15 protein-coding genes are annotated in these 18979 nt (G+C 72.5%); 8 read left to right on the top strand and 7 right to left on the bottom strand.

Translation table 11 applies throughout. The annotated features are described in order from the left end of the window. Nucleotides 1-82 precede the first annotated feature (82 nt). The 3 genes from BJ982_RS23560 to BJ982_RS23550 form a co-directional block, all read right to left on the bottom strand. Nucleotides 83-1969 (bottom strand): ABC transporter ATP-binding protein, encoded by a 1887-nt coding sequence (locus tag BJ982_RS23560; RefSeq protein ID WP_184883461.1) that lies wholly within the window; start codon nt 1967-1969, stop codon nt 83-85. Nucleotides 1970-2170: 201 nt separating this feature from the next. Continuing rightward, nucleotides 2171-3184 carry a cytochrome d ubiquinol oxidase subunit II gene (locus BJ982_RS23555; RefSeq protein WP_184883460.1) on the bottom strand — a complete coding sequence of 338 codons (1014 nt, stop codon included), beginning with the start codon at nt 3182-3184 and terminating at the stop codon, nt 2171-2173. Beyond that, nucleotides 3184-4563: a cytochrome ubiquinol oxidase subunit I gene (locus BJ982_RS23550; RefSeq protein WP_184883459.1), complete on the bottom strand. Its 1380-nt coding sequence runs from the start codon at nt 4561-4563 to the stop codon at nt 3184-3186. The genes BJ982_RS23555 and BJ982_RS23550 overlap by 1 nt, the downstream gene beginning before the upstream one ends. Nucleotides 4564-4877: 314 nt before the next feature. On the opposite strand from BJ982_RS23550, the gene BJ982_RS23545 reads away from it, so the two are divergent. Further along, nucleotides 4878-5021: a hypothetical protein gene (locus BJ982_RS23545; protein WP_184883458.1), complete on the top strand. Its 144-nt coding sequence runs from the start codon at nt 4878-4880 to the stop codon at nt 5019-5021. A 109-nt stretch (nt 5022-5130) separates the two neighbouring features. Here BJ982_RS23545 and BJ982_RS23540 read toward each other — a convergent pair whose 3' ends face one another. After that, a complete protein-coding gene (locus BJ982_RS23540; protein ID WP_184883457.1) occupies nt 5131-6759 on the bottom strand; it encodes a DUF1996 domain-containing protein in 1629 nt (542 codons plus the stop codon). 256 nt (nt 6760-7015) lie between these two features. Between BJ982_RS23540 and BJ982_RS23535 the strand changes: the two genes are divergently transcribed. Continuing rightward, on the top strand, nt 7016-7504 hold the full coding sequence (locus tag BJ982_RS23535; protein ID WP_184883456.1) for a hypothetical protein: 489 nt from the start codon (nt 7016-7018) through the stop codon (nt 7502-7504). A gap of 33 nt (nt 7505-7537) precedes the next feature. Here the strand turns inward: BJ982_RS23535 and BJ982_RS23530 are convergent, their stop codons facing one another. Together BJ982_RS23530 and BJ982_RS23525 are read right to left on the bottom strand one after the other, a co-directional pair. Beyond that, nucleotides 7538-7738, bottom strand: coding sequence for a ferredoxin (locus tag BJ982_RS23530; RefSeq protein ID WP_184883455.1), 201 nt, complete (start codon nt 7736-7738; stop codon nt 7538-7540). 12 nt (nt 7739-7750) lie between these two features. Further along, nucleotides 7751-8947 carry a cytochrome P450 gene (locus tag BJ982_RS23525; protein WP_184883454.1) on the bottom strand — a complete coding sequence of 399 codons (1197 nt, stop codon included), beginning with the start codon at nt 8945-8947 and terminating at the stop codon, nt 7751-7753. Between the two features lie 120 nt (nt 8948-9067). Here BJ982_RS23525 and BJ982_RS23520 point away from each other — a divergent pair, with 120 nt between their 5' ends. From BJ982_RS23520 to BJ982_RS23505, 4 genes are all read left to right on the top strand, one after another. Next, entirely contained in the window at nt 9068-9727 is a 660-nt protein-coding gene (locus BJ982_RS23520) for a TetR/AcrR family transcriptional regulator (protein ID WP_184883453.1), read from the top strand. Between the two features lie 325 nt (nt 9728-10052). Beyond that, entirely contained in the window at nt 10053-12959 is a 2907-nt protein-coding gene (locus tag BJ982_RS23515; protein ID WP_184883452.1) for a helix-turn-helix transcriptional regulator, read from the top strand. A 147-nt stretch (nt 12960-13106) separates the two neighbouring features. After that, a complete protein-coding gene (locus BJ982_RS23510) occupies nt 13107-14207 on the top strand; it encodes an alpha/beta fold hydrolase (protein WP_184883451.1) in 1101 nt (366 codons plus the stop codon). 82 nt (nt 14208-14289) lie between these two features. Then, nucleotides 14290-16653 (top strand): GMC oxidoreductase, encoded by a 2364-nt coding sequence (locus tag BJ982_RS23505; RefSeq protein ID WP_184883450.1) that lies wholly within the window; start codon nt 14290-14292, stop codon nt 16651-16653. Nucleotides 16654-16795: 142 nt separating this feature from the next. On the opposite strand, the gene BJ982_RS23500 is transcribed toward BJ982_RS23505, so the two are convergent. Then, nucleotides 16796-17434, bottom strand: a complete 639-nt coding sequence (locus tag BJ982_RS23500) for a DUF4142 domain-containing protein (RefSeq protein ID WP_239123741.1) — start codon at nt 17432-17434, stop codon at nt 16796-16798. Between the two features lie 166 nt (nt 17435-17600). Between BJ982_RS23500 and BJ982_RS23495 the strand changes: the two genes are divergently transcribed. After that, complete coding sequence (locus tag BJ982_RS23495) at nt 17601-18146, top strand: sigma-70 family RNA polymerase sigma factor (protein WP_184883449.1); 546 nt, start codon at nt 17601-17603, stop codon at nt 18144-18146. Beyond that, a complete protein-coding gene (locus BJ982_RS38605) occupies nt 18143-18973 on the top strand; it encodes an anti-sigma factor family protein (RefSeq protein ID WP_239123729.1) in 831 nt (276 codons plus the stop codon). The genes BJ982_RS23495 and BJ982_RS38605 overlap by 4 nt, the downstream gene beginning before the upstream one ends. Nucleotides 18974-18979 lie beyond the last annotated feature (6 nt).

Here is an 18979-nt window from a genome sequence, read left to right as displayed (position 1 = left end):
CACCCGACCACTCCCCCGTCGCAAGACGTCCACGCGGCTCAGGAGGGCCGCGGCAGCTCCCTCGGAAGGTGTCCCCGCAGGGTCAGCGGGCGGCGGGTTCGGGGGTGGGGTGCTCGTCGAACTGGGTGCGGTAGAGCTGTTCGTAACGGCCCCCGGCGGCCAGCAGGTCGACGTGGGTGCCGCGCTCGACCACCCGGCCGTCCTCGATGACGAGGATGAGGTCGGCCGCGCGGACCGTGGACAGGCGGTGGGCGATGACGACGGCGGTGCGCCCGGCGAGGGCCTCGCCCAGCGCCTCCTGCACGGCGGCCTCGGAGGTGGAGTCCAGGTGCGCGGTGGCCTCGTCGAGGATCACGACGCGCGGGCGGGCGAGCAGCAGGCGCGCGATCGTCAGGCGCTGGCGCTCGCCTCCCGAAAGCCGGTATCCGCGCTCGCCGACGATGGTGTCGAGCCCGTCGGGCAGCGCCCGCACCAGGTCGTCGAGGCGGGCGCGGCGCAGGACCTCCCACAGATCGTCCTCGCTCGCCTCGGGCCTGGCCAGCAGCAGGTTGGCGCGGACGGACTCGTGGAACAGGTGGCCGTCCTGGGTGACCATGCCGACCGTGTCGCGGATCGACTCGCCGGCCAGGTCGCGGACGTCGGCGCCCGAGAGCCGCACGGCGCCGGAGTCGACGTCGTACAGCCGGGTCAGCAGCTGGGCGATCGTCGACTTGCCCGCGCCCGATGAGCCGACGAGCGCGACCATCTGCCCGGGCTCGACCGCGAACGACACCCCGTGCAGGACCTGGGCGCCGCCGCGGGTGTCGAGGGTCGCCACCTCTTCGAGCGAGGCCAGCGACACCTTGTCCGCCGAGGGATAGGAGAAGCGCACGTCGTCGAACTCGACGGAGACCGCCCCCTCGGGGACGGCGCGGGCATCGGGCTTGTCGGAGATGAGCGGCTTGAGGTCGAGCACCTCGAAGACCCGCTCGAAGCTGACCAGCGCGCTCATGACCTCGACGCGGGCGCTCGCCAGGGCGGTCAGCGGCGCGTACAGGCGGGTGAGCAGCAGGGCGAGGGCGACGACGTCGCCGGCGTCCAGCCCGCCGCGCAGGGAGTAGAAGCCGCCGAGGCCGTAGACGATGGCGAGCGCGAGGGCGGACACCAGGGTGAGGGCCGTGACGAACACCGACTGGAGCATCGCCGTGCGCACGCCGATGTCGCGGACCCGGCGGGCGCGCGCGGCGAACTCGGCCGACTCGCGGGCGGGCCTGCCGAAGAGCTTGATGAGCGTCGCGCCGGGCGCGGAGAATCGCTCGGTCATCTGCGTGCTCATATGGGCGTTGTGGCCGGCCGCCTCACGTTCGAAGCGGGCGAGGCGCGAGCCCATGCGCCGCGCGGGGAGCACGAACACCGGGAGCAGCAGCAGCGCCAGCAGGGTGACCTGCCAGGACAGGCCGACCATGACGACGAGGGTGAGGACCAGCATGACGATGTTGCCGACCACGCCGGACAGCGTGTCGCTGAAGGCGCGCTGGGCGCCGATGACGTCGTTGTTGAGGCGGCTGACCAGCGCCCCGGTCCTGGTGCGGGTGAAGAACGCGACCGGCATGCGCTGGACGTGGTCGTAGACGGCCCTGCGCAGGTCGAGGATGAGACCTTCGCCGATGCTGGCGGAGAGCCAGCGGGTGAGCAGGCCGAGCCCGGCGTCGAGCAGGGCGATCACGGCGATCAGCGCGGCGAGGGTCACCACGATGTCCAGGGCCTCGCGCCGCACGATGGCGTCGACCACGCGCCCGGCGAGCACGGGCGAGGCGACGGCGAGCACCGCGCCCACCACGCTGAGCAGTAAGTAGCAGACGAGCATGCGGCGGTGGGGCCGGGCGAAGGCGGCGATGCGCCGCAGCGTCGCCCCCGAGAAGGGCCGCCGGTCCTCGTTGGCGTGCATCGCGTGGTAGAGCGAATGCCACGCCGTCACTTCCATGTCCATCACGACACCCCGTCTCCCGGCGCTCCGGCCGCTCACGTTCCGTACGGTCACCGACCGCGCCCTCGCGGCGGTCGCCGATCACCGGGGCGTGCGCTCAGATCCGACCGGTGATCCACCCCGGACCCTAGAACCTCAACTAATATTGAGGTCAAGGACCCGTGTGTCACCGCCGTGCACGGCGGGCCGGGCGCGCGGGACGGGTCAGGGCGGCGGCTCGCCGCCGCGCAGACCGCGCCGCTGGACGCTGATCAGCCACGCCATGGACGGAACGATCAGGAGCACGCCCACCGCGATGACGATGATTGTGGCGGCCAGCACCGACATTTCCGCGGCCGCCTGCCGGTAGGTCAGGGCCGGCGGCAGCATGACGGGATATTGCGCGAGCGGCCAGCCCCACAGGATCGTGATGACGCCGAGCATCGCCGCGGCCCTGACCAGCGAGTAGAGCCTGTACCACAGCAGGACCAGCGAGGCCGCGCCGAACACCACGCTCGCCAGCAGGACCGGCAGCGCCCGGTGGGTGAGCCCCTCGTACAGCGGCCGGGCGTCCCACCACAGGATCGCGATGCCACCCAGGGCGACCACCCCGATGACCGCGGCCGCGGCCAGCGCGCGCACACGGAACCACTCCGCCAGGTCCGGCCGCCCCCCTTGGGTCGCGTCGCCGCACAGGTACGCTCCCGCCAGGTACACGCACACCAGGACGGCGAGCACGCCGCCCAGCGCGGAGGTCGGGTTGAGCCAGCTCGTGAAGATGCTCCCCCGGGCCAGGCCCGGCGGCACCCGCCCCGAGGCGATGCCGCCCGCGACCGCGCCGAAGAAGTACGGCGTGAGCACCGAGGAGAGGGCGAAGGCGCCGCCGAACAGGCGCTGCTGCCACAGCTTGCGCGCCGCCTTGCGGAACGCGAAGGCCGTCCCCCTGGCGATGATGCCGAGCGCGGCGAGCGTCAGCGGGATGTAGAGGGTGGACATCACGGCGGCGAAGACGCCGGAGAAGCCCGTCCACAGCACCACGAGCACGAAGATGAGCCAGACGTGGTTGGCCTCCCAGACCGGCCCGATCGCCCGCTCGATGAACTCGCGGCGGGGCATGCCCTCGCGGCTGCGCCCGGCCAGCAGGTCCCAGGCGCCCGCGCCGAAGTCGGCCCCGGCCAGCAGCGCGTACAGGGTGACGCCGGCCCACATCACGATGAGCACGATCTGCGCGAGGTCCATCAGCGCGCCCTCGCCTGGGGCAGTTCCTCGGGTTCCTGGGGCGCGACTGGACGCTCGGTCCTGAGCAGGCGCAGCACGTACAGGATGACGACGGTCAGCACGAGGTAGACGAGCAGGACGAGGGCGAATCCGGCCCACAGGCCCGGGGCGGGGTTCACCGCGTCGGCGGTGCGCATGTGGCCGTACACGGTCCAGGGCTGCCTGCCGACCTCGGTGACCGTCCAGCCCGCCTCGGTGGCGACCACCGCCGCCACGCCGGACAGCGCGGCGAAGCGGAGGAACCAGCGCGACCGGGGCAGGTCGCGCCTGCGCCACCAGCTCCAGGCGAACCAGGCCGACAGCAGGAGGAGCGCGAACGCCATGGACACCATGAGGTCGAAGGCGAAGTGGACGATGCCGACCGGCGCGCGGTCGGCCCTCGGCACCCGGTCCAGGCCCTGGACGACGGTGTCGAAGCTGCCCCCGGCCAGCAGCGACAACGCCTTCGGCACCTCGATGGAGTAGTGCAGCCGGTCTCCGGAGACGAAGCCGCCGATGCTGAGCGGAGCGCCCGCCTGGGTGCGGAACAGCGCCTCCGCGGCGGCGAGCTTGGCGGGTTGCAGTTCGTGGATGGACTTGCCGGAGTAGTCGCCGACGATGATCTGGATGGGGGTGAAGGCCGCGGCGAGGGTGAAGGGCACCACGAAGCCCAGCCGGTGGCGCCGGTCGGTGTTGCCCCGCAGCATCCCCATCGCGTAGACGCCGGCGACGAGGAAGCCCGCGACCATGAACGCCGCCACGATCATGTGGAGGGTCTCGTGCGGCACTGCCGGGTTGAACATGGCCCGCCACGGGCTCACCTGGCGTACCCGTCCGCCCGCCGCGGTGAAGCCGACCGGCGTGTTCATCCAGGCGTTGGCGCACACCACCAGGAAGGCCGACAGGGCGCCCGAGATCGCCACCGGCAGGCCGGCGAGCAGGTGCGCCTTGGGCGACACGCGGTTCCAGGTGTACAGGTAGATGCCGAGGAAGATGGCCTCGATGAAGAAGGCGACGCCCTCGGCCGCGAACGGCAGCCCGATGACCTGGCCGTACATGCCCATCATGGCCGGCCACAGCAATCCGAGCTCGAAGCTGAGGATGGTGCCGGACACCGCGCCGGCCGCGAACAGCACGCCGATCGCCTTGGCCCACTGGAGGGCGAGCCGCCGGTACGCCTCGTCGCCGGTCCGCAGGCCGCGCCATTCGATGAGGACCATGAGCGTGGGCATGCCGACGCCCAGGCAGGCGAGGATGATGTGCCAGCCGAGCGACAGCGCCATCTGGGTGCGCGCCGCGATGAGGTCCTCCGGGCTCGCCGGGCCCGTCACCAGGCCCGCGGCCCACTGCCACGTCCCCATCCGCCTCTCCCCCGGTCACATGACGCGCCGGGGGGCGGCACGCGAGATGGATCTCCGTTTCCGCAGGTTAAGCCGTAGACGGGTGTGAGGGCGGCTTCTGGGCGGCGCGCCGCGCCGCCGTTTGGGGCCGGGCGGACAAGGGAAAGGTGCGACGTCCGCTTTGTCCGAACCCATGCCGGCGGTTTGCCCGCTTCCGGGTGATTCCGCGGTGATGACCTGGTTAGGGTTGGGCTGTACCGCGCCGTGCTGCGTATCCCGGGAACCCATCGCGACGCTCGCAGATCAGCGCCACCAGGGTTACGGAGTTGATTCTCATGCTCAGACGACTCATCGCCACTGGCATCCTTCTCACGGTCGCCGTGCTCACCGTCACGGCGCCGGCCTCCGCCCGCCTTCGCGGCGGCGACGACTGGGACGACGACTGGGACGACGACGACTGGGACGACGACTGGGACTGATCCCGCCCGCGTCACCGGCACGGGGCGATCCCGGCCCTGTGGACGGTCAACGGCGCCGCCCCGCGAACCGAGTCGCGGGGCGGCGCCTCGCCGTGCGCGGCCTGGGGGGTCAGCCGCAGCGACGGCCGCTGTTGACGCAGGCGACGGCCTGTCTCATCAGCGTGTCCGGCATGACGTTGATGAAGTCACCGTGGTCGGTGACCGGCTTGTGGAGCTGCTCGGGGAAGCTGTCCAGCGCGAACACCGGCCCCGGCGGCACGTCGTAGGTGACCCGCTGCTCCAGGGCGGGGATGGGCTGGAAGCCCTGAGGGCAGGACCCGTCCGCCGCGGTGAAGGCGACGTGCGTGCGGTGGTTGGCGCTGTCGGTGTTCCTGCCGTCCCAGCAGCTCTGGAACCGCAGCAGCCGCACGACCTGGCTGCCGCGCGGGCAGAGCGGGTACTTGTCGGTGAGCTGGCGGTTCTCGAACCCGGTGCAGGTCCAGCGGGCGTTGGCGTTGGTCGTGCCGTTGGTGAAGGACTTGGCGTCGCCGGTGATGACGCGCAGGAAGGCCGGCATCGCGACCACCTTGGCGGTGGCGTTGCCGCGCAGCGTCAGCGTCACCGAGGCGGGCCTGAGTATCCGGCCGACGTTGCCGTCCAGGCCGCCGCCCGGCTCGCCCGCGTCGGTCCCCTGTCCCCGCCGCAGGCGCAGGACCGGCCAGTAGTGCGTGGACTTGTCGCCGTTGGCACAGGTCGTGCCGGCGGCCTGAAGGCTCTCGTTGGTGGAGAACCCGCTGGTGTCGAGGTTGCCCACGTAATCGTGGACGTGGTGGGCGCCGTTGGTCACGCCCGGCGCGACGATGACGTTGTCGGAGTTGTGGTGGCCCTCCTCGTTGCGCCCGCACCGGGAGACGAACGTGCCGCGCGAGCCGCCCTGCCGGACGGCGGGGGTGTTCACGTTGGGCCGCACACGGCGGATGTCGACGAAGTCGTCGGGGGACGGCCCGCCGCCGGTCGCGGTGGGGCTCACCGACGGCGAGGCGCCCGGGCTCGCGCCGCCGTCCCCCGTAGGCGAGGGGGACGCCGTGGGGCCGCCGGTCGGGGTGGGGCCCGGAGACGGCTCCTGGCCGCCGCCCTCGGCGACCGCGCACGTGGTCACCCCGCGCAGCACCGTGACGTCCTCGCCGGCGCGCCGCAGCACGTCCGCGACACGTCCGACGACGACCTGCCGCTGGAGCCGGAGCGGGTTCAGGACGAACGCCCTGATCTGACCGGTGGTCGCGCGGGACCCGAGCCCGGCCAGGCGCCGGTCGGCCTGGGCGATCTGGCGGTCCAGCAGGGCGAGGTCACGCCGCACCGCGGCGTCGGCGGCCGAGTCCAGGCCGTTCAGCCGCTCGGCGACCGACGGGCAGCTCACCCGGCGCGCGGCCTGGCGGGCCGCGCGCCGCGTGCCCGCCTCCGGCGCGGCGGACTCCCGCGGCTCTTCCTCGCCGGCTGACGCCTCGGGGGACGGCGGGGCGGAGGCGTCCGGCTCGGCCGGGGTCCGCGGATCGCCGCCGGTGGGCGCGGAGGGCGCGGCGCTCGGGCCCCGGGCCGCGGCGAGGCGGGCGGCCGGGGCGGAGCCGGGGGCGGACGGCGGTGCCTCGGCGGCCCACCCGGCCGGCGTCACGCTCGCCAGGACGAGGCCGGCCCCCGCCCCGCCGAGGGCCAGCGCGCGCAGGACGGCCCGGCGCCGCCGTCCGTGCCTGTTTCGGATCATTGGAACTCCTCCCGGAGTCTGTGCTCGTGGAGGCCCGGTGTCGTGGCCCGTCGGGACGAGGTACGCGGGCGGCGGCGGAACGGTTCGACGATCGCGGGAAGTTCCGCGCCGGCATGCCGCCCGCCGTCCGGAAGGCGTGTGGCGCGCCCGGGGCCGGACGAAGTGGTGTGAACCGGCGGCGTGGAGACGCCGTACCCGCTGTCGGTGGCCGATTCTCCGACGCCTCCGGCACTTCACACCGAACGGGAGACCTGCCATGGGACGCCCCACCTTCGCCGCGGCCCGCGCGTCCGCCCTTCTCGGGTCCGCCCTCACCCTCGCGCTCGTCACCGGGTGCGGCGGCGGCGGCGAGCCCCCCGGCGCGTCCGCCGGGGGCACCCGGGCCGATCCGGGACCGCCCGCGACGCTGAAGCAGCTCGCCGCCAGGACCGGCTGCGCGAGGCCGCAGGTCCAGACCGACGCCGAGGAACTGCGGCAGGGCGTGTGCAAGACCGGCGAGGGCCAGTACACCGTGACCACGTTCTCCACCGACAAGGGCAGGGACGAGTGGCTCGCGGAGGCCAAGAAGTGGGGCGGCGCCTACCTCGTCGGCACCCGATGGGTGATCGCGGGCAACGACCCGGGCATGCTGCGGCTGTTCAGCGAGAAGGTCGGCGGCACCGTGATGAGCGGCGGGCACGAGATGCCGTCGGGGGCGGAGCACGGCCCGGCGGCGCCCGTGGGCGCCGGGGCGCCGCCGGGGTGAGCCGCCGGGGATGTGCTCACGGACGCGCGGACCTCACTCGTCCTCCGAGATCGACAGGGCGCCGGACGGGCAGACCTGCAGGGCCCGCCGGACCGCCGCGTGCCTGTCGGGCGGCGGCTCGGGCAGGAGCACCACGACGGTGCCCTCGTCCTCGTCCTGGTCGAAGACGTCACCTGCCGTGAACACGCACATACCCGCGCCGATGCAGACATCGGTGTCGGCTTTGATCCGCATGAGGGCTACCTCCTACCAAGCCACCGGCAAGCGGTGAACTCCGTAAATGGCCATGTTGGACCGCATCGCGACCTCCTCGCCGGGAGTCGCGAGGCGCAGGCCGGGAAAGCGCGCCAGCAGTGCAGGGTAGCCGATGCGCATCTCGATCCGGGCGAGTTGCTGTCCGAGGCATTGGTGTATTCCATGCCCGAACGACAGGTGTCCGGTGGCCTGCCGCGTTATGTCCAGGCTGTCGGGATCTCCGAAGCGCCCGGGGTCGCGGTTGGCGGCGGAGAGGGACACCGTCACCGACTGGCCGGCCCTGATCGTCTGTCCCTCGATCTCGACGTCCTCGGTGGCGGTCCTGACCGGGCCGAGGTGGACGATGGTGAGGTAGCGCAGCAGCTCCTCGACGGCGGACTCGGCCAGTGACGGGTCCGCGCGCAGGGCGGCGAGCTGGGCGGGGTTGCGCAGCAGGGTGTAGGTGCCGAGCGCGAGCATGTTCGCCGTGGTCTCGTGGCCGGCCACGAGCATGAGCACCGAGGCGCCGGTGATCTCGACGTCGGTGAGCCGTCCGGTGGCGATGAGACCGCTGATCAGGTCGTCGCCGGGCTCGTCCCGCTTGCGCGCCACGAGTCCTCTGACGTAGTCCAGCAGGCTCTCCATGGCCTCGCGCGCCCGCTCGATGGAGTTGTCCAGGTTCAGCAGGGCGGAGGAGTCGCGCTGGAACCGGTCGTGGTCGGAGTAGGGGACGCCGAGCAGCTCGCAGATCACCAGGGACGGGATCGGCAGCGCGAAGCTCTGCACCAGGTCCACCGGCGCGCCCTCGCGCTCCATGGCGTCCAGCCGGTCATTAGTGATCTTCTCGATCCGGGGCTCGAGCAGCCGCATGCGGCGCACGGTGAACTGCCCGGTGAGCAGGCGGCGGAACCGGGTGTGCTCCGGGGGGTCCTCGCGCAGGAAGAAGCCGGGGAACTTGGCGAGAGTCTGCTGCCGGATGCGCTGCGGGATCGGCGGGTGCGTCACCTGGACGTCGTTGCTGAACCGCGGATCGGCGAGCACCGCGCGGGAGACGGCGTACCCGGTGGCGAGCCAGCCGACGTGGCCGTCGGCGAAGAGCATGGGGCGGAGGGGGGCGTCCTCGCGCCACCGCGCGAAGTCCTGGGGGGGATCGAGGGGGTGCTCACGCGTCACGGGAAAGGTGACCGGCTCGTGCATCGCGTTGGTCATGACACGCTCCTTGACTGGAAGTCCGTCGAGACTTGACACGCTTGCAGGTCCTAAGAAAACAGTACATCCTCCGAAATTGCAACGGATGAAAAGAAGCAGCGCGTGCAGTAAAATTCGCGTATGGACGGTCCCGGGCTGAGAGAGCGCAAGAAGCTGCGCACACGTCACACGCTGGTCGAGACGGCGGTGCGGCTCTTCGAGCGCAAGGGCTTCGAGGAGACGACGGTGGCCGAGATCGCCGCCGCCGCCGAGGTCTCGACCCGCACGTTCTTCAGCTACTTCGCCAGCAAGGAAGACGTGATCTTCTTCGACATCCGGGCGCGGACCGACCGCGCGCTCGCGGTCATCGCGGACCGCGCGCCCGGCGAGCCCGTGGTCGACCTGCTGCGCCGCGTCGCCGAAGCGATCTTCCGCGGCCCGCGCGGCGCGGACGACGAGGAGGCGAACCACTCCCTGGAGGACGCCCGGCTCGCCATGAGGCTGGCGGCGGCCCGCCACCAGCTGATCATGTCGGTCCCCGCGCTGCAGGCCCGGGCCCTGCACCTGCTCTTCGACGTCCAGATCGAGCTGGTCGAGGCCGTCGAGCGCGCGTACGCGGGCGAGCTGGACCAGGTCGAGGCCGCGGCGGCCGTGGGCGCGTTCGTCGGCGCGGCCAAGGTGGCGGCCATGGCGTGCCAGAAGCGCGGCGAGCCCCCGGAGGCGATGTGGGCCGCGGCGCTCAGAGGGGTCGAGATCGCCGCACTGGGGCTCGGCTCGCTGGGCGGTCCCGGGCGCGCCTGATCACCTACCGCCCAGCGTGAGCGTCCACATCCGGACAGCGACGACATAGAGGCGGAACTATAGCCCAACGTACGGTGTGCGAAACCGCCACATAAGACTAACTGATCACGCCACAGGCCGCGTGAATTGGTCACAAAAGGTCTGATCGGGCTGATCAGCCCGCCACCAGCTTGTTTTACGACAAAATCATGCCCCGAGGGCGTGCGAACGGCGAGCCCTCGACCGTGGACACCGCGACTCCGGTGGAGCACCGCCTCAAATCCGTCACGGAATTGGATTGCGGCGCGGCTGTTCGTGGTGTTCCGTCTCGCTGTGGGGTACAGACATGAACGGTCCTGAGACGCTGCCATCCGGCGAGGGCACCGAGACGGCCCGCCCCGGTGGAACCCCGCTCGTCGGCCGCCGCGACGCGATGCGCGAGTTCGGCCGGACGGTCGACGCGACGTCCAGCGGGTTCCAGTTCCTCGCCGTGGTCGGAGAGCCGGGCGCCGGCAAGTCCCGGCTGCTCACCGAGCTCGCCGGCCTCACCGCCGCCCGTAGCCTCACCACGCTGTGGGGCAGGGCCGCCGAATTCGAACAGATGATGCCCTTCAGCGCGCTGATCGACGCCCTGGACGACCACCTGGAGGGCCGCCGCGACGACCTGGCGGGCCGGCTGAGCACCGCTCAGGCCCACCGGCTCGCCACGGTGTTCCCCGCCCTGGCCGCCAAGATGCCCTCCCAGGGCGAGGACGCCGGTCCGCCCGAGGGCGACGACCAGAGCGGCATGGTGCGCTACCGGCTCTATCGCGCGCTGCGCCAGCTCATCGACGAACTGGCCGGCCCCGGCGGGCTGGCCCTGATCCTGGACGACGTGCACTGGGCCGACGACAGCTCCGCGGAGTTCCTGGACCACCTGGTGCGTCACCCGCCGCGTGGGAAGGTGCTGGTCGCGGTCGCCTACCGGCCCGCCCAGGTCACCCCCCGCCTGGCCGCGCTCGCGCTCAGCGCGGGCGCCCGCGGCCGGCAGGTCACCGTCGGCCCGCTGAACCAGGCCGAGGTCGAGGAGTTCCTCGGCCCCCGTGTCAACAGGACCCGTATCCGCGCCCTGTACGAGGCCAGCGGCGGCAACCCCTTCTACCTGGAGGCGCTGGCCCGCATGGGCCAGCTGGAGGTGGGCGACCTGCCGCTGACGGTGCGGGCGGCGCTGCGGGCCGAGCTCAGCGACCTGTCGGGAGACTCGCTGCTGATCGCGCAGGCCGCCGCGGTGACCGCCGACGAGTTCCTGCCGGCGCTGGCGGCGGTCGCGGCGCAGGTGCCCGAGGCCGTCGCGCTGGACGGCCTCAACGAGCTGGTCGCCCGTGACATCGTGCGCCCGGCCGCGGCCGGGCGTTTCCGTTTCCGCCACCCTTTGGTGCGGCGGGCGGCCTATGAGTCGGCGGCGGCCGGGTGGCAGCTGGCCGCGCACGCCCGGCTGGCCTCCCATCTGGCCGAGCTGGGCGCCCCCGCCACCGTCCAGGCCCATCACGTCGAACGCTCGGGATCCTTCGGCGACCAGCGGGCGATCGCCACCCTGGTGGAGGCGGCGCGCGCCGTGGCGCCGCACGCCCCGGTCACCGCCTCGCACTGGCTGCGCAAGGCGCTGGATCTGACCCCCGAGGAGCCGGGGACGCTGGAGGACCGGCTGGAGCTGCTCATGGAGCTGTCGCGCGCCCAAGGGGTCAGCGGCCGCATGGCCGAGGGCCGCGACACCGCCCGCGAGCTGCTGCGCCTGCTGCCCGCCGACGACCACGCCCGCCGCGCCAGGGCCGCCCGCATCTGCGCGCTGATGGAGCGCCAGCTCGACCGGCCCGCCGAGGCCCGCGCCCTGCTGCTGGACGAGCTGCGCCGCATGCCCGACCCGCGCGCCGCCGCCGCCATCCCCCTGCGCATGCGCCTGGTCGCCGAGAGCATGATGCGCGTCGACTTCCGCGCCGCCCAGGCCGTGCTGGACCTCATGCCCGACTCCGGCGACGACTGGGAACCCGACCTCGCCATGGCCGTGGCCGCGCTGCGCCCGATGCCCGCCTACGCCGCCGGGCGCATGGCCGAGGCGCTGCGCGCGGCCGACGCCGCCGACCGCCTGGTCAGCACCGCCCTGGACGAGCATCTCGCCGAGTGGCTGGACGCGGTGGCGTGGCTGTGCTGGGCCGAGACCAACCTCGGGCGCTACTCGGTGGCGCTGCGCCACTTCGAGCGCGCCATCGCCGTCGCCCGCTCCACCGGACAGACCTACATCCTGACCAACCTGCTCGCCGGCAAGGCCAGGACGCTCACCGTGCTCGGCAGGCTGCCCGACGCGCGGGCCACGGCCGAGGAGTCCGTCGAGGGCGCCCGGCTGCTGAAGTCGGGCCAGCAACTGGTCTTCGCGCTCACCCAGTCCTGCCTGTCCTCGGCGTGGGCCGGCGACCACGACGCCGCGCTCGGCGCCGTGGAGGAGTCCCTGCGCTCGGAGGTCGGGCTCGGCGAGGTCTGGGTGGACATGGCGCGGCACGCCCGGGGCGTCGCGCTGGTCACGGCCGGGCGCGTGGACGAGGGCGTCGACGCGATCGTCGAGGCGTGCGGCCGGTTCGACGCCCCCCGCCTGGACCGGGGCACGCTCATGGCGAGCTGCGAGCTGCTCGCGCTGGCCGAGGCGTCCCGGGGCCGCGCGGAGGAGGCGGCCCGCTGGGCCGAGACGGCCACCCACATCACCGCCCCCGCGCTGCCGGTCTTCTCCGGGTTCATCCCCCTCGCCCGGGCGCACGCCGTCCGTTCCTCCGACCCGGCGCGAGCGGCGGAGCTGGCGCGCGAGGCGGCCCGCCTGCTCACCGCGGGCGAACAGCGCATCGACGCCGGGCGCGCCCTGATGACCGCCGGGCAGGCCTACGGCGAGGCCGGCGAGCGGCGCCTCGCCCGCGAGTACCTGCGCGACGCCGCCGACATCTTCCAGGACTGCGGGGCCAAGGCGCTGTCGGCCCAGGCGGCGCGCGAGCAGCGCCGCCTCGGGGTGCGGGTGTCGTCTTCGAGCCCGGCGGGGCACGGCGGCCCGCAGGGTCTCTCCCCCCGCGAGCTGGAGATCGCGCGCCTGGTCGCCGAGGGCCTGACCAACCAGCAGATCGCCGAACAGTTGTTCCTCAGCGTGCGCACGGTCGAGACCCACCTGTCCCGCGTGTTCGCCAAGCTCGGCGTCACCTCGCGTGTCGGCGTGGCGACGAACCTGAACCGCCCGTGAACCACTGGCGCGCGACCGGTGTCTCACCTACGGGAGACCCCTGAGGGCACCGTACGGGGTCCCCACACCGATGTACGGGGTTTCCACGATGCCGCGCGCGCCCGCCCGTTGGCATTGTTGGAGCGGGTCACCAAGGAGGACGGTCAGATGGAGCACCGCATCCCGCGGTACACGCTCAAGGGCGTGCCGGACGCCGAGGTCTCGGTCCACCCATTCTCGACCGAGGACGAGCTCGGCCTGACGTTGACGCGATTCCATGGGTCGGAGTCCGACGACGTCGTCCTACTCGTCCACGGCCTGACCTCGTCCAGCGACATGTTCATCATGCCCGAGCACCGCAATCTGGTGAGCTTCCTGCTGGACAGCGGGTTCGGCGACGTCTGGACGCTCGACTTCCGGATGAGCAACAGGTTCCCCTACAACATGGAGACCCGGCGGCAGTCGCTCGACGACATCGCCGCCTTCGACCACCCGGCCGCGATGACCGAGCTCCGCCGTCACGTTGGGGCACGGCGGATCCACGTCATCGCGCACTGCCTGGGGTCGGTTTCTTTCCAGATGAGCCTGTTCGGCGGCGCGCTCGACGGCGTCACGAGCATGGTCGCCAACAGCGTGGGCCTGACCCCGCGGGTGCCGGCCTGGTCCCGCGTCAAACTGCTCCTCGGGCCCGCGCTGCTGGAGTACGGTCTCGGAGTCTCGTACCTGGACCCCCGGTTCAGCGAGGCCCCGCCGTTCACGCGCCGCCGCATGCTCTCGCGGCTCGTCTCGTTCTTCCATCCGGAGTGCCGGGAGCCGGCCTGCGCCATGCAGAGCTTCATGTGGGGCAAAGGCCGGCCGGCGATGTACCGGCACGCGAACCTCGCGCCGCGGACCCATGTCCACGAGCGCCTCGCCGATCTCAACGGCGCGGCCGACGTCAACTACTACCGGCACATGCGCAAGATGGCGGTGGCCGGGCGCGCGGTGAAGTGCGACCCCGGCAACCCCTTGCACGACCGGCTCCCGGAGGACTACCTGGCCGAGGCCGGGCAGGTCGAGACGCCGGTGCTGTTCATGACCGGCGACCACAACGACGTGTTCGCCGACAGCAACATCGTCTGCCACAAGATCCTCTCCAAGCGGGCGCCCGGCCTGCACGAGCTCCAGGTCGTCCCCGGCTACGGGCACATCGACCCGCTGATCGGCAAGAACGCCCATGTAGACGTGTTCCCGCGCATCCTCGACTTCCTCAAGCGCCACGCCGGGTGATCGCGATGAACACCAAGAAGACTCCAGAATCCAGTGCTCGGGCGCGGAGGCGCCCGAGCACCGCGCGAACGGAGTTCGCGCGATGAACACAGAGCATGTCGATGCGGTCGTCGTCGGGTCCGGATTCGGGGGCTCGGTCGCGGCGTATCGCCTGGCCTCGGCGGGGCTGTCGGTGGTGGTGCTGGAACGGGGCCGTGCCTACGCGCCGGGCATGTTCCCGCGCAGCCCCGCCGAGATGAGCAAGGCGTTCTGGGACCCGGCCGAGGGTCACTACGGCATGTTCGACGTGTGGAGCTTCAGCGGCTGTGACTCGGTGGTGAGCAGCGGGCTCGGGGGCGGCTCGCTGATCTACGCCAACGTCATGCTCCGCAAGGACGAGCGCTGGTTCGTCCACGAGGAGCCGCTGCCGACGGGCGGGTACGAGACGTGGCCGGTGACGCGGGCCGACCTGGACCCGCACTACGACGCCGTCGAGAAGATGGTCGGCGTCACGCCGTACCCGCTGGACCACCCGGTCTACTCCGACACGCCGAAGACCCGGGCCATGCAGGACGCGGCGGCCGAGCTGGGGCTGGACTGGCGGCTTCCGCCGTTGGCGATCAACTTCGCGCCCTTCCCCGGCGCCGAGCCGGGCATCGGCGTGCCCATCCCCGACCCCGGGTACGGCAACCTGCACGGGGTGCAGCGCCGCACCTGCCGCCTGTGCGGCGAGTGCGACTTCGGCTGCAACGACGGCTCCAAGAACAGCCTGGACCACACCTACCTCTCCGCGGCGCGCCACCACGGCGCCGACCTGCGCACGCTGCGCGAGGCCAAGGAGGTCAGGCCGCACCCGGACGGCGGGTACGAGGTCGACTACGTGCGCCACCACCCGGGCTCGGAGCGGCGGACCATCCGCTGCGACCGGCTGGTGCTCGCCGCGGGCACCTATGGCACGACGCTGCTTCTGCTGCGCAGCCGCCCGAACCTGCCAGGGCTGAGCGACGCGCTCGGCACCCGGTTCTCCGGCAACGGCGACCTGCTGACGTTCCTGCTGCGGGCCAAGGACCGCAGCAGGACCCGCACGATCACCGCGAGCCGCGGCCCGGTGATCACGAGCGCGATCCGCCTGGCCGACGAGCTGGACGGCCCGCGCGACGCCGGCCGCGGCGCCTACATCCAGGACGGCGGGTACCCCGCGTTCATCGACTGGCTGGTCGAGGGGGCCGACGTCCGCAGCGAGGTGAAGCGGGCGGCGCGCTTCCTGGCCGACCGGCTGCGTGCGCTGCTGACCCGCGACACCAACATGTCGGCCGAGATCGCCGCCCTGGTCGGCGAGGGCGAGCTGTCGGGCAGTTCGCTCCCGCTGCTCGGCATGGGCAGGGACGTCCCGGACGGGCGGCTGCGGCTGCGCGACGGCAAGCTGGACGTCCAGTGGAGCTCGGAGGGCAGCGAGGACCACTTCGACCGGCTGCGCGCGACGATGCGCCGGGTGTCGGACGTGCTCGGCGCCGAGCACTCCGACATGCCCGCCTGGCTCGGCAAGCGCATCATCACGGTCCACCCGCTCGGCGGCGTGCCGATGGGACGTCACGCCGGCGAGGGCGCCTGTGACCCCTACGGCGAGATGTTCGGCCATCCCGGGCTGTACGTCGCCGACGGGGCCGCCCTGCCGGGCCCGGTGGGGGCCAACCCCTCGCTGACGATCGCGGCGCTGGCCGACCGCATGTGCACCCGCATCCTGGAACGACGGCCGGCCGAGCGCCGGCGTGGAGGAGGCCGGGCTCTGATGAGCGTCATGAACGGAAGCACGGCGGCGAGCCCGCCGCAGGAGGTGCGCGGGCCGGTCACGGTGGGCGAGCCCGCCGAGCCCACGTCGCTGTCCTTCAGCGAGGAGATGGCGGGGTTCGTCTCCGTCGGGGTGTCCGACCCGCGGTCCCGTGAGGTCGACGGCAGGTCGCACGGCGACAGGGTGTCGTTCGAGCTCACCATCGAGGTCGACGACGTGGACCGCTTCCTGGCCCTGCCCGCGCATCCGGCGCGGGCGGAGGGGTGGGTCGAGGCGGAGTTCCTCGGCGGGCGGCGCGCGGTGGAGCGGGGCTGGTTCAACCTGTTCGCGCCGGGCCGGCGGCCCGACCACCGCGAGATGCGCTACCGGCTGTGGTTCACCGACGGCGAGGGCAGGCCCCGCACGCTCGCCGGGTACAAGGACGTTCATCACGGGCCCGCCACACGGCTGTGGCTCGACACATCGACCCTCTACACATGCCTGCTGGAGGGTCACGTCCCGGAGGGCGAGGACGGAAAGGCCGTGGTGGTCGGCGCGGGGACGCTGCACATCCAGCCCATGGACCTCGCCGCGACGCTGAAGAGCTTCTCCACCGAGGGGCCGCACGGCCTCGCCGCGCTGGCGCGGTTCGGGAGGTTCTTCGTCGGCCAGCTCTGGGACGTCTACGGACCGGGGTGAGGCGGAAACCCCGAGGCGGCCGATCGGTCGAGTGGGAGGTGGATCCCCCGCCGATCGGCCGCCGGCTCCGGGTCTCCGCGGCGCGGTCGCGGTCGTACGTGGTTTTTCCTGGCTGAGACGATGACCTTGACGCCTTCGTCCCCTACTTGGAGGGGTTAGGGGAGGGAGGCGGGGGCGTGGGCAACGACGAGTAGTCGACTTTGCCCGTGCTTTCGAGAAGCGTCATGTGTTTCATGACCACGTCGACCGCGACCTGCGCGAACGCTCGGATCTCGTCGTTCCTGGTGCCCGCGCGCACGGCCGCGACGACGGCGAACACCTTGCCGTGGGCGAAGCGCAGCCGGGCGGCGAAGGCGCGGTCGTAGTCCTCTCCGGTCTTGGCGGACAGCTCGGCCATCCAGTTCTGCTGGTCGGTGGTGGGCGTGCTCGGCAGGGGGACGTCCAGCTTGGCGGCCAGGGCGCGCACCTGCTCGTCGAGCTTGGTGTGGTCGGCGACGAGATGCCGGCCGACCTCCTTGACGCGTTCGCCGCCGGCACGCTCCTGCGCCTGCTGCCCGGTCGGGATCTCCCACAGGCCGGCCTGGCGCACCTTCACCAGGAAGTCGCGGTCGGCGGGCCCGAGCGGGCCGGACTCGGTCCCGGTCCACTCCCCGGAGGAGCCGCTCGCGCCCGGCACGATGCCGGGCGCGATGGCGAAGACCGTGATCGTGGCGATGACCAGGAACGCGAGTGCGGCGAGCACCTCGACGAGCCGTATGGACCTGAGCTGTAGCCGGTTCACCGAACGCTTTCTCCCTTCCGTTGTCCCGGATCCCTCGGGCGCGCTTGTCAGGGGGAGGTACGGCCCGCGAAGAGGGGCGGTTCACGTATTTCTGAGGGAATTTAAATCTTTACGGAAGTTGTGTGATTTGCTCACGTGACTGGTGGTGCGCTGCCACCATGTGCCTGTGCAGCGTCATCGCAGCGTCCGGTCCGGACCGGAGGTGCCGCACGACGAGTCGGACGAGCAGCTGGTCGCGACGCTCTATCGCGAGTTCGGCGGCCCCCTCCTCCGCAACGTGCGCAGACTGACCGGAGGCGACCGGCAATGGGCAGAGGATGTCGTCCAGGAGACGGTCTTCCGCGCGTGGCGGAACGCGGGGAAGCTGAACAGAGAACCCGGCCTGTTATGGGCCTGGCTGATGACCGTGGCGCGCAGGATCGTCATCGACGCGCGCAGGCAGCGCTCGGCGCGCCCCCAGGAGGTCGAACCCGACCGGCTCGACAGCGTCGCCGTCCCCGACTGGTCGGAGCCGACGTTGTCGGCGATGGTGGTGTCGGAGGCCCTGTACAGCCTGTCGGAGGAGCATCGGGAAGCGCTCGTGCAGACGTACCTGCACGACCGTACGATCAATGAGGCCGCCGAGGTGCTCGGCGTGCCGCCCGGGACGGTCAAGTCCCGGGTGTACTACGCGCTCCGCGCCCTGCAGAAGACGATGAAGGAGAGGGGGTGACCGGCCTCATGGGTTCGCCCCCGCACGCCGACGTGGCGGCGTACATCCTCGGGGTCCTCGACGAGGAGGACTCCGAGGCGTTCGAGGGCCACCTGCTCGACTGCCCGAGCTGCCAGGACGAACTGCGCGAGATGTACGCGCTGCCCGACGCCCTGGACCTGATCAGGGGCGACGTGATCGGCGCGCCCCGCGCCACGGCGCACGGCGCCGCCCCCGGCGCGCGGCCCGCCGGATCCGTCAACGGGGCGGCGCACGGCTCCCCCGGCGTCATCCAGGACCCGCGGCCGCCCGGTTGCCGTTCCCCCCGCCGGCGGCACGCCCCGCCCCGCGCCGAGGAGTCGCGGGAGGAGATCACCGCGGCCCGCGCCCGGCGCCACCGTGCCGTCGCCCTGGGCGTGGCGGCCGTGCTGTTCATCGGCGTCACCGGCGGCGTGGCGGCGTCCCGGCTGTGGCCCGGCATCGGCGGCACGACCGTGGCGGCCCCCACCGGCGCCCCGGCGGCGACCGAGTTCCGCGAGGGCGCGAGCCCCGGCACGGGAGTGAGCGGCAAGGTCGGCCTGACGCCGCGAAGCTGGGGCACCGAGGTCGCCTTCCAGCTCAGCGGCGTCACCGGCCCGGAACGGTGCAGCCTGGTGGCGGTCTCGCGCGGCGGCGACACCGACGTCGTGTCGGGCTGGCGCATCCGGCCCGGGGACGGCTTCGGCGTCCCCGGCCACCCCGGCCCGCTGCGGCTTACCGGCGCCACCGCGCTCGCCACCGCGGAGATCGCCCGCTTCGAGGTGCGCAGGGACGACGGCGTGCGCCTCCTGGAGATCCCCGTCACCTGACGGCGG

It is taken from the genome of Sphaerisporangium siamense, from assembly GCF_014205275.1.
Lineage (GTDB): Bacteria > Actinomycetota > Actinomycetes > Streptosporangiales > Streptosporangiaceae > Sphaerisporangium > Sphaerisporangium siamense.
The sequence above is the reverse complement of the archived record's forward strand: the minus strand, read 5'-3'. Positions and strand labels throughout refer to the sequence as shown.

Coding starts and splice junctions, on each gene's coding strand:
- BJ982_RS23535 (WP_184883456.1), top strand. CDS start 7,016: ATGGGACGCCCCACCTTCGCCGCGGCCCGCGCGTCCGCCCTTCTCGGG.
- BJ982_RS23525 (WP_184883454.1), bottom strand. CDS start 8,947: ATGACCAACGCGATGCACGAGCCGGTCACCTTTCCCGTGACGCGTGAG.
- BJ982_RS23540 (WP_184883457.1), bottom strand. CDS start 6,759: ATGATCCGAAACAGGCACGGACGGCGGCGCCGGGCCGTCCTGCGCGCG.
- BJ982_RS23545 (WP_184883458.1), top strand. CDS start 4,878: ATGCTCAGACGACTCATCGCCACTGGCATCCTTCTCACGGTCGCCGTG.
- BJ982_RS23515 (WP_184883452.1), top strand. CDS start 10,053: ATGAACGGTCCTGAGACGCTGCCATCCGGCGAGGGCACCGAGACGGCC.
- BJ982_RS23555 (WP_184883460.1), bottom strand. CDS start 3,184: ATGGACCTCGCGCAGATCGTGCTCATCGTGATGTGGGCCGGCGTCACC.
- BJ982_RS23550 (WP_184883459.1), bottom strand. CDS start 4,563: ATGGGGACGTGGCAGTGGGCCGCGGGCCTGGTGACGGGCCCGGCGAGC.
- BJ982_RS23530 (WP_184883455.1), bottom strand. CDS start 7,738: ATGCGGATCAAAGCCGACACCGATGTCTGCATCGGCGCGGGTATGTGC.
- BJ982_RS23505 (WP_184883450.1), top strand. CDS start 14,290: ATGAACACAGAGCATGTCGATGCGGTCGTCGTCGGGTCCGGATTCGGG.
- BJ982_RS23560 (WP_184883461.1), bottom strand. CDS start 1,969: ATGGACATGGAAGTGACGGCGTGGCATTCGCTCTACCACGCGATGCAC.
- BJ982_RS23520 (WP_184883453.1), top strand. CDS start 9,068: ATGGACGGTCCCGGGCTGAGAGAGCGCAAGAAGCTGCGCACACGTCAC.
- BJ982_RS23510 (WP_184883451.1), top strand. CDS start 13,107: ATGGAGCACCGCATCCCGCGGTACACGCTCAAGGGCGTGCCGGACGCC.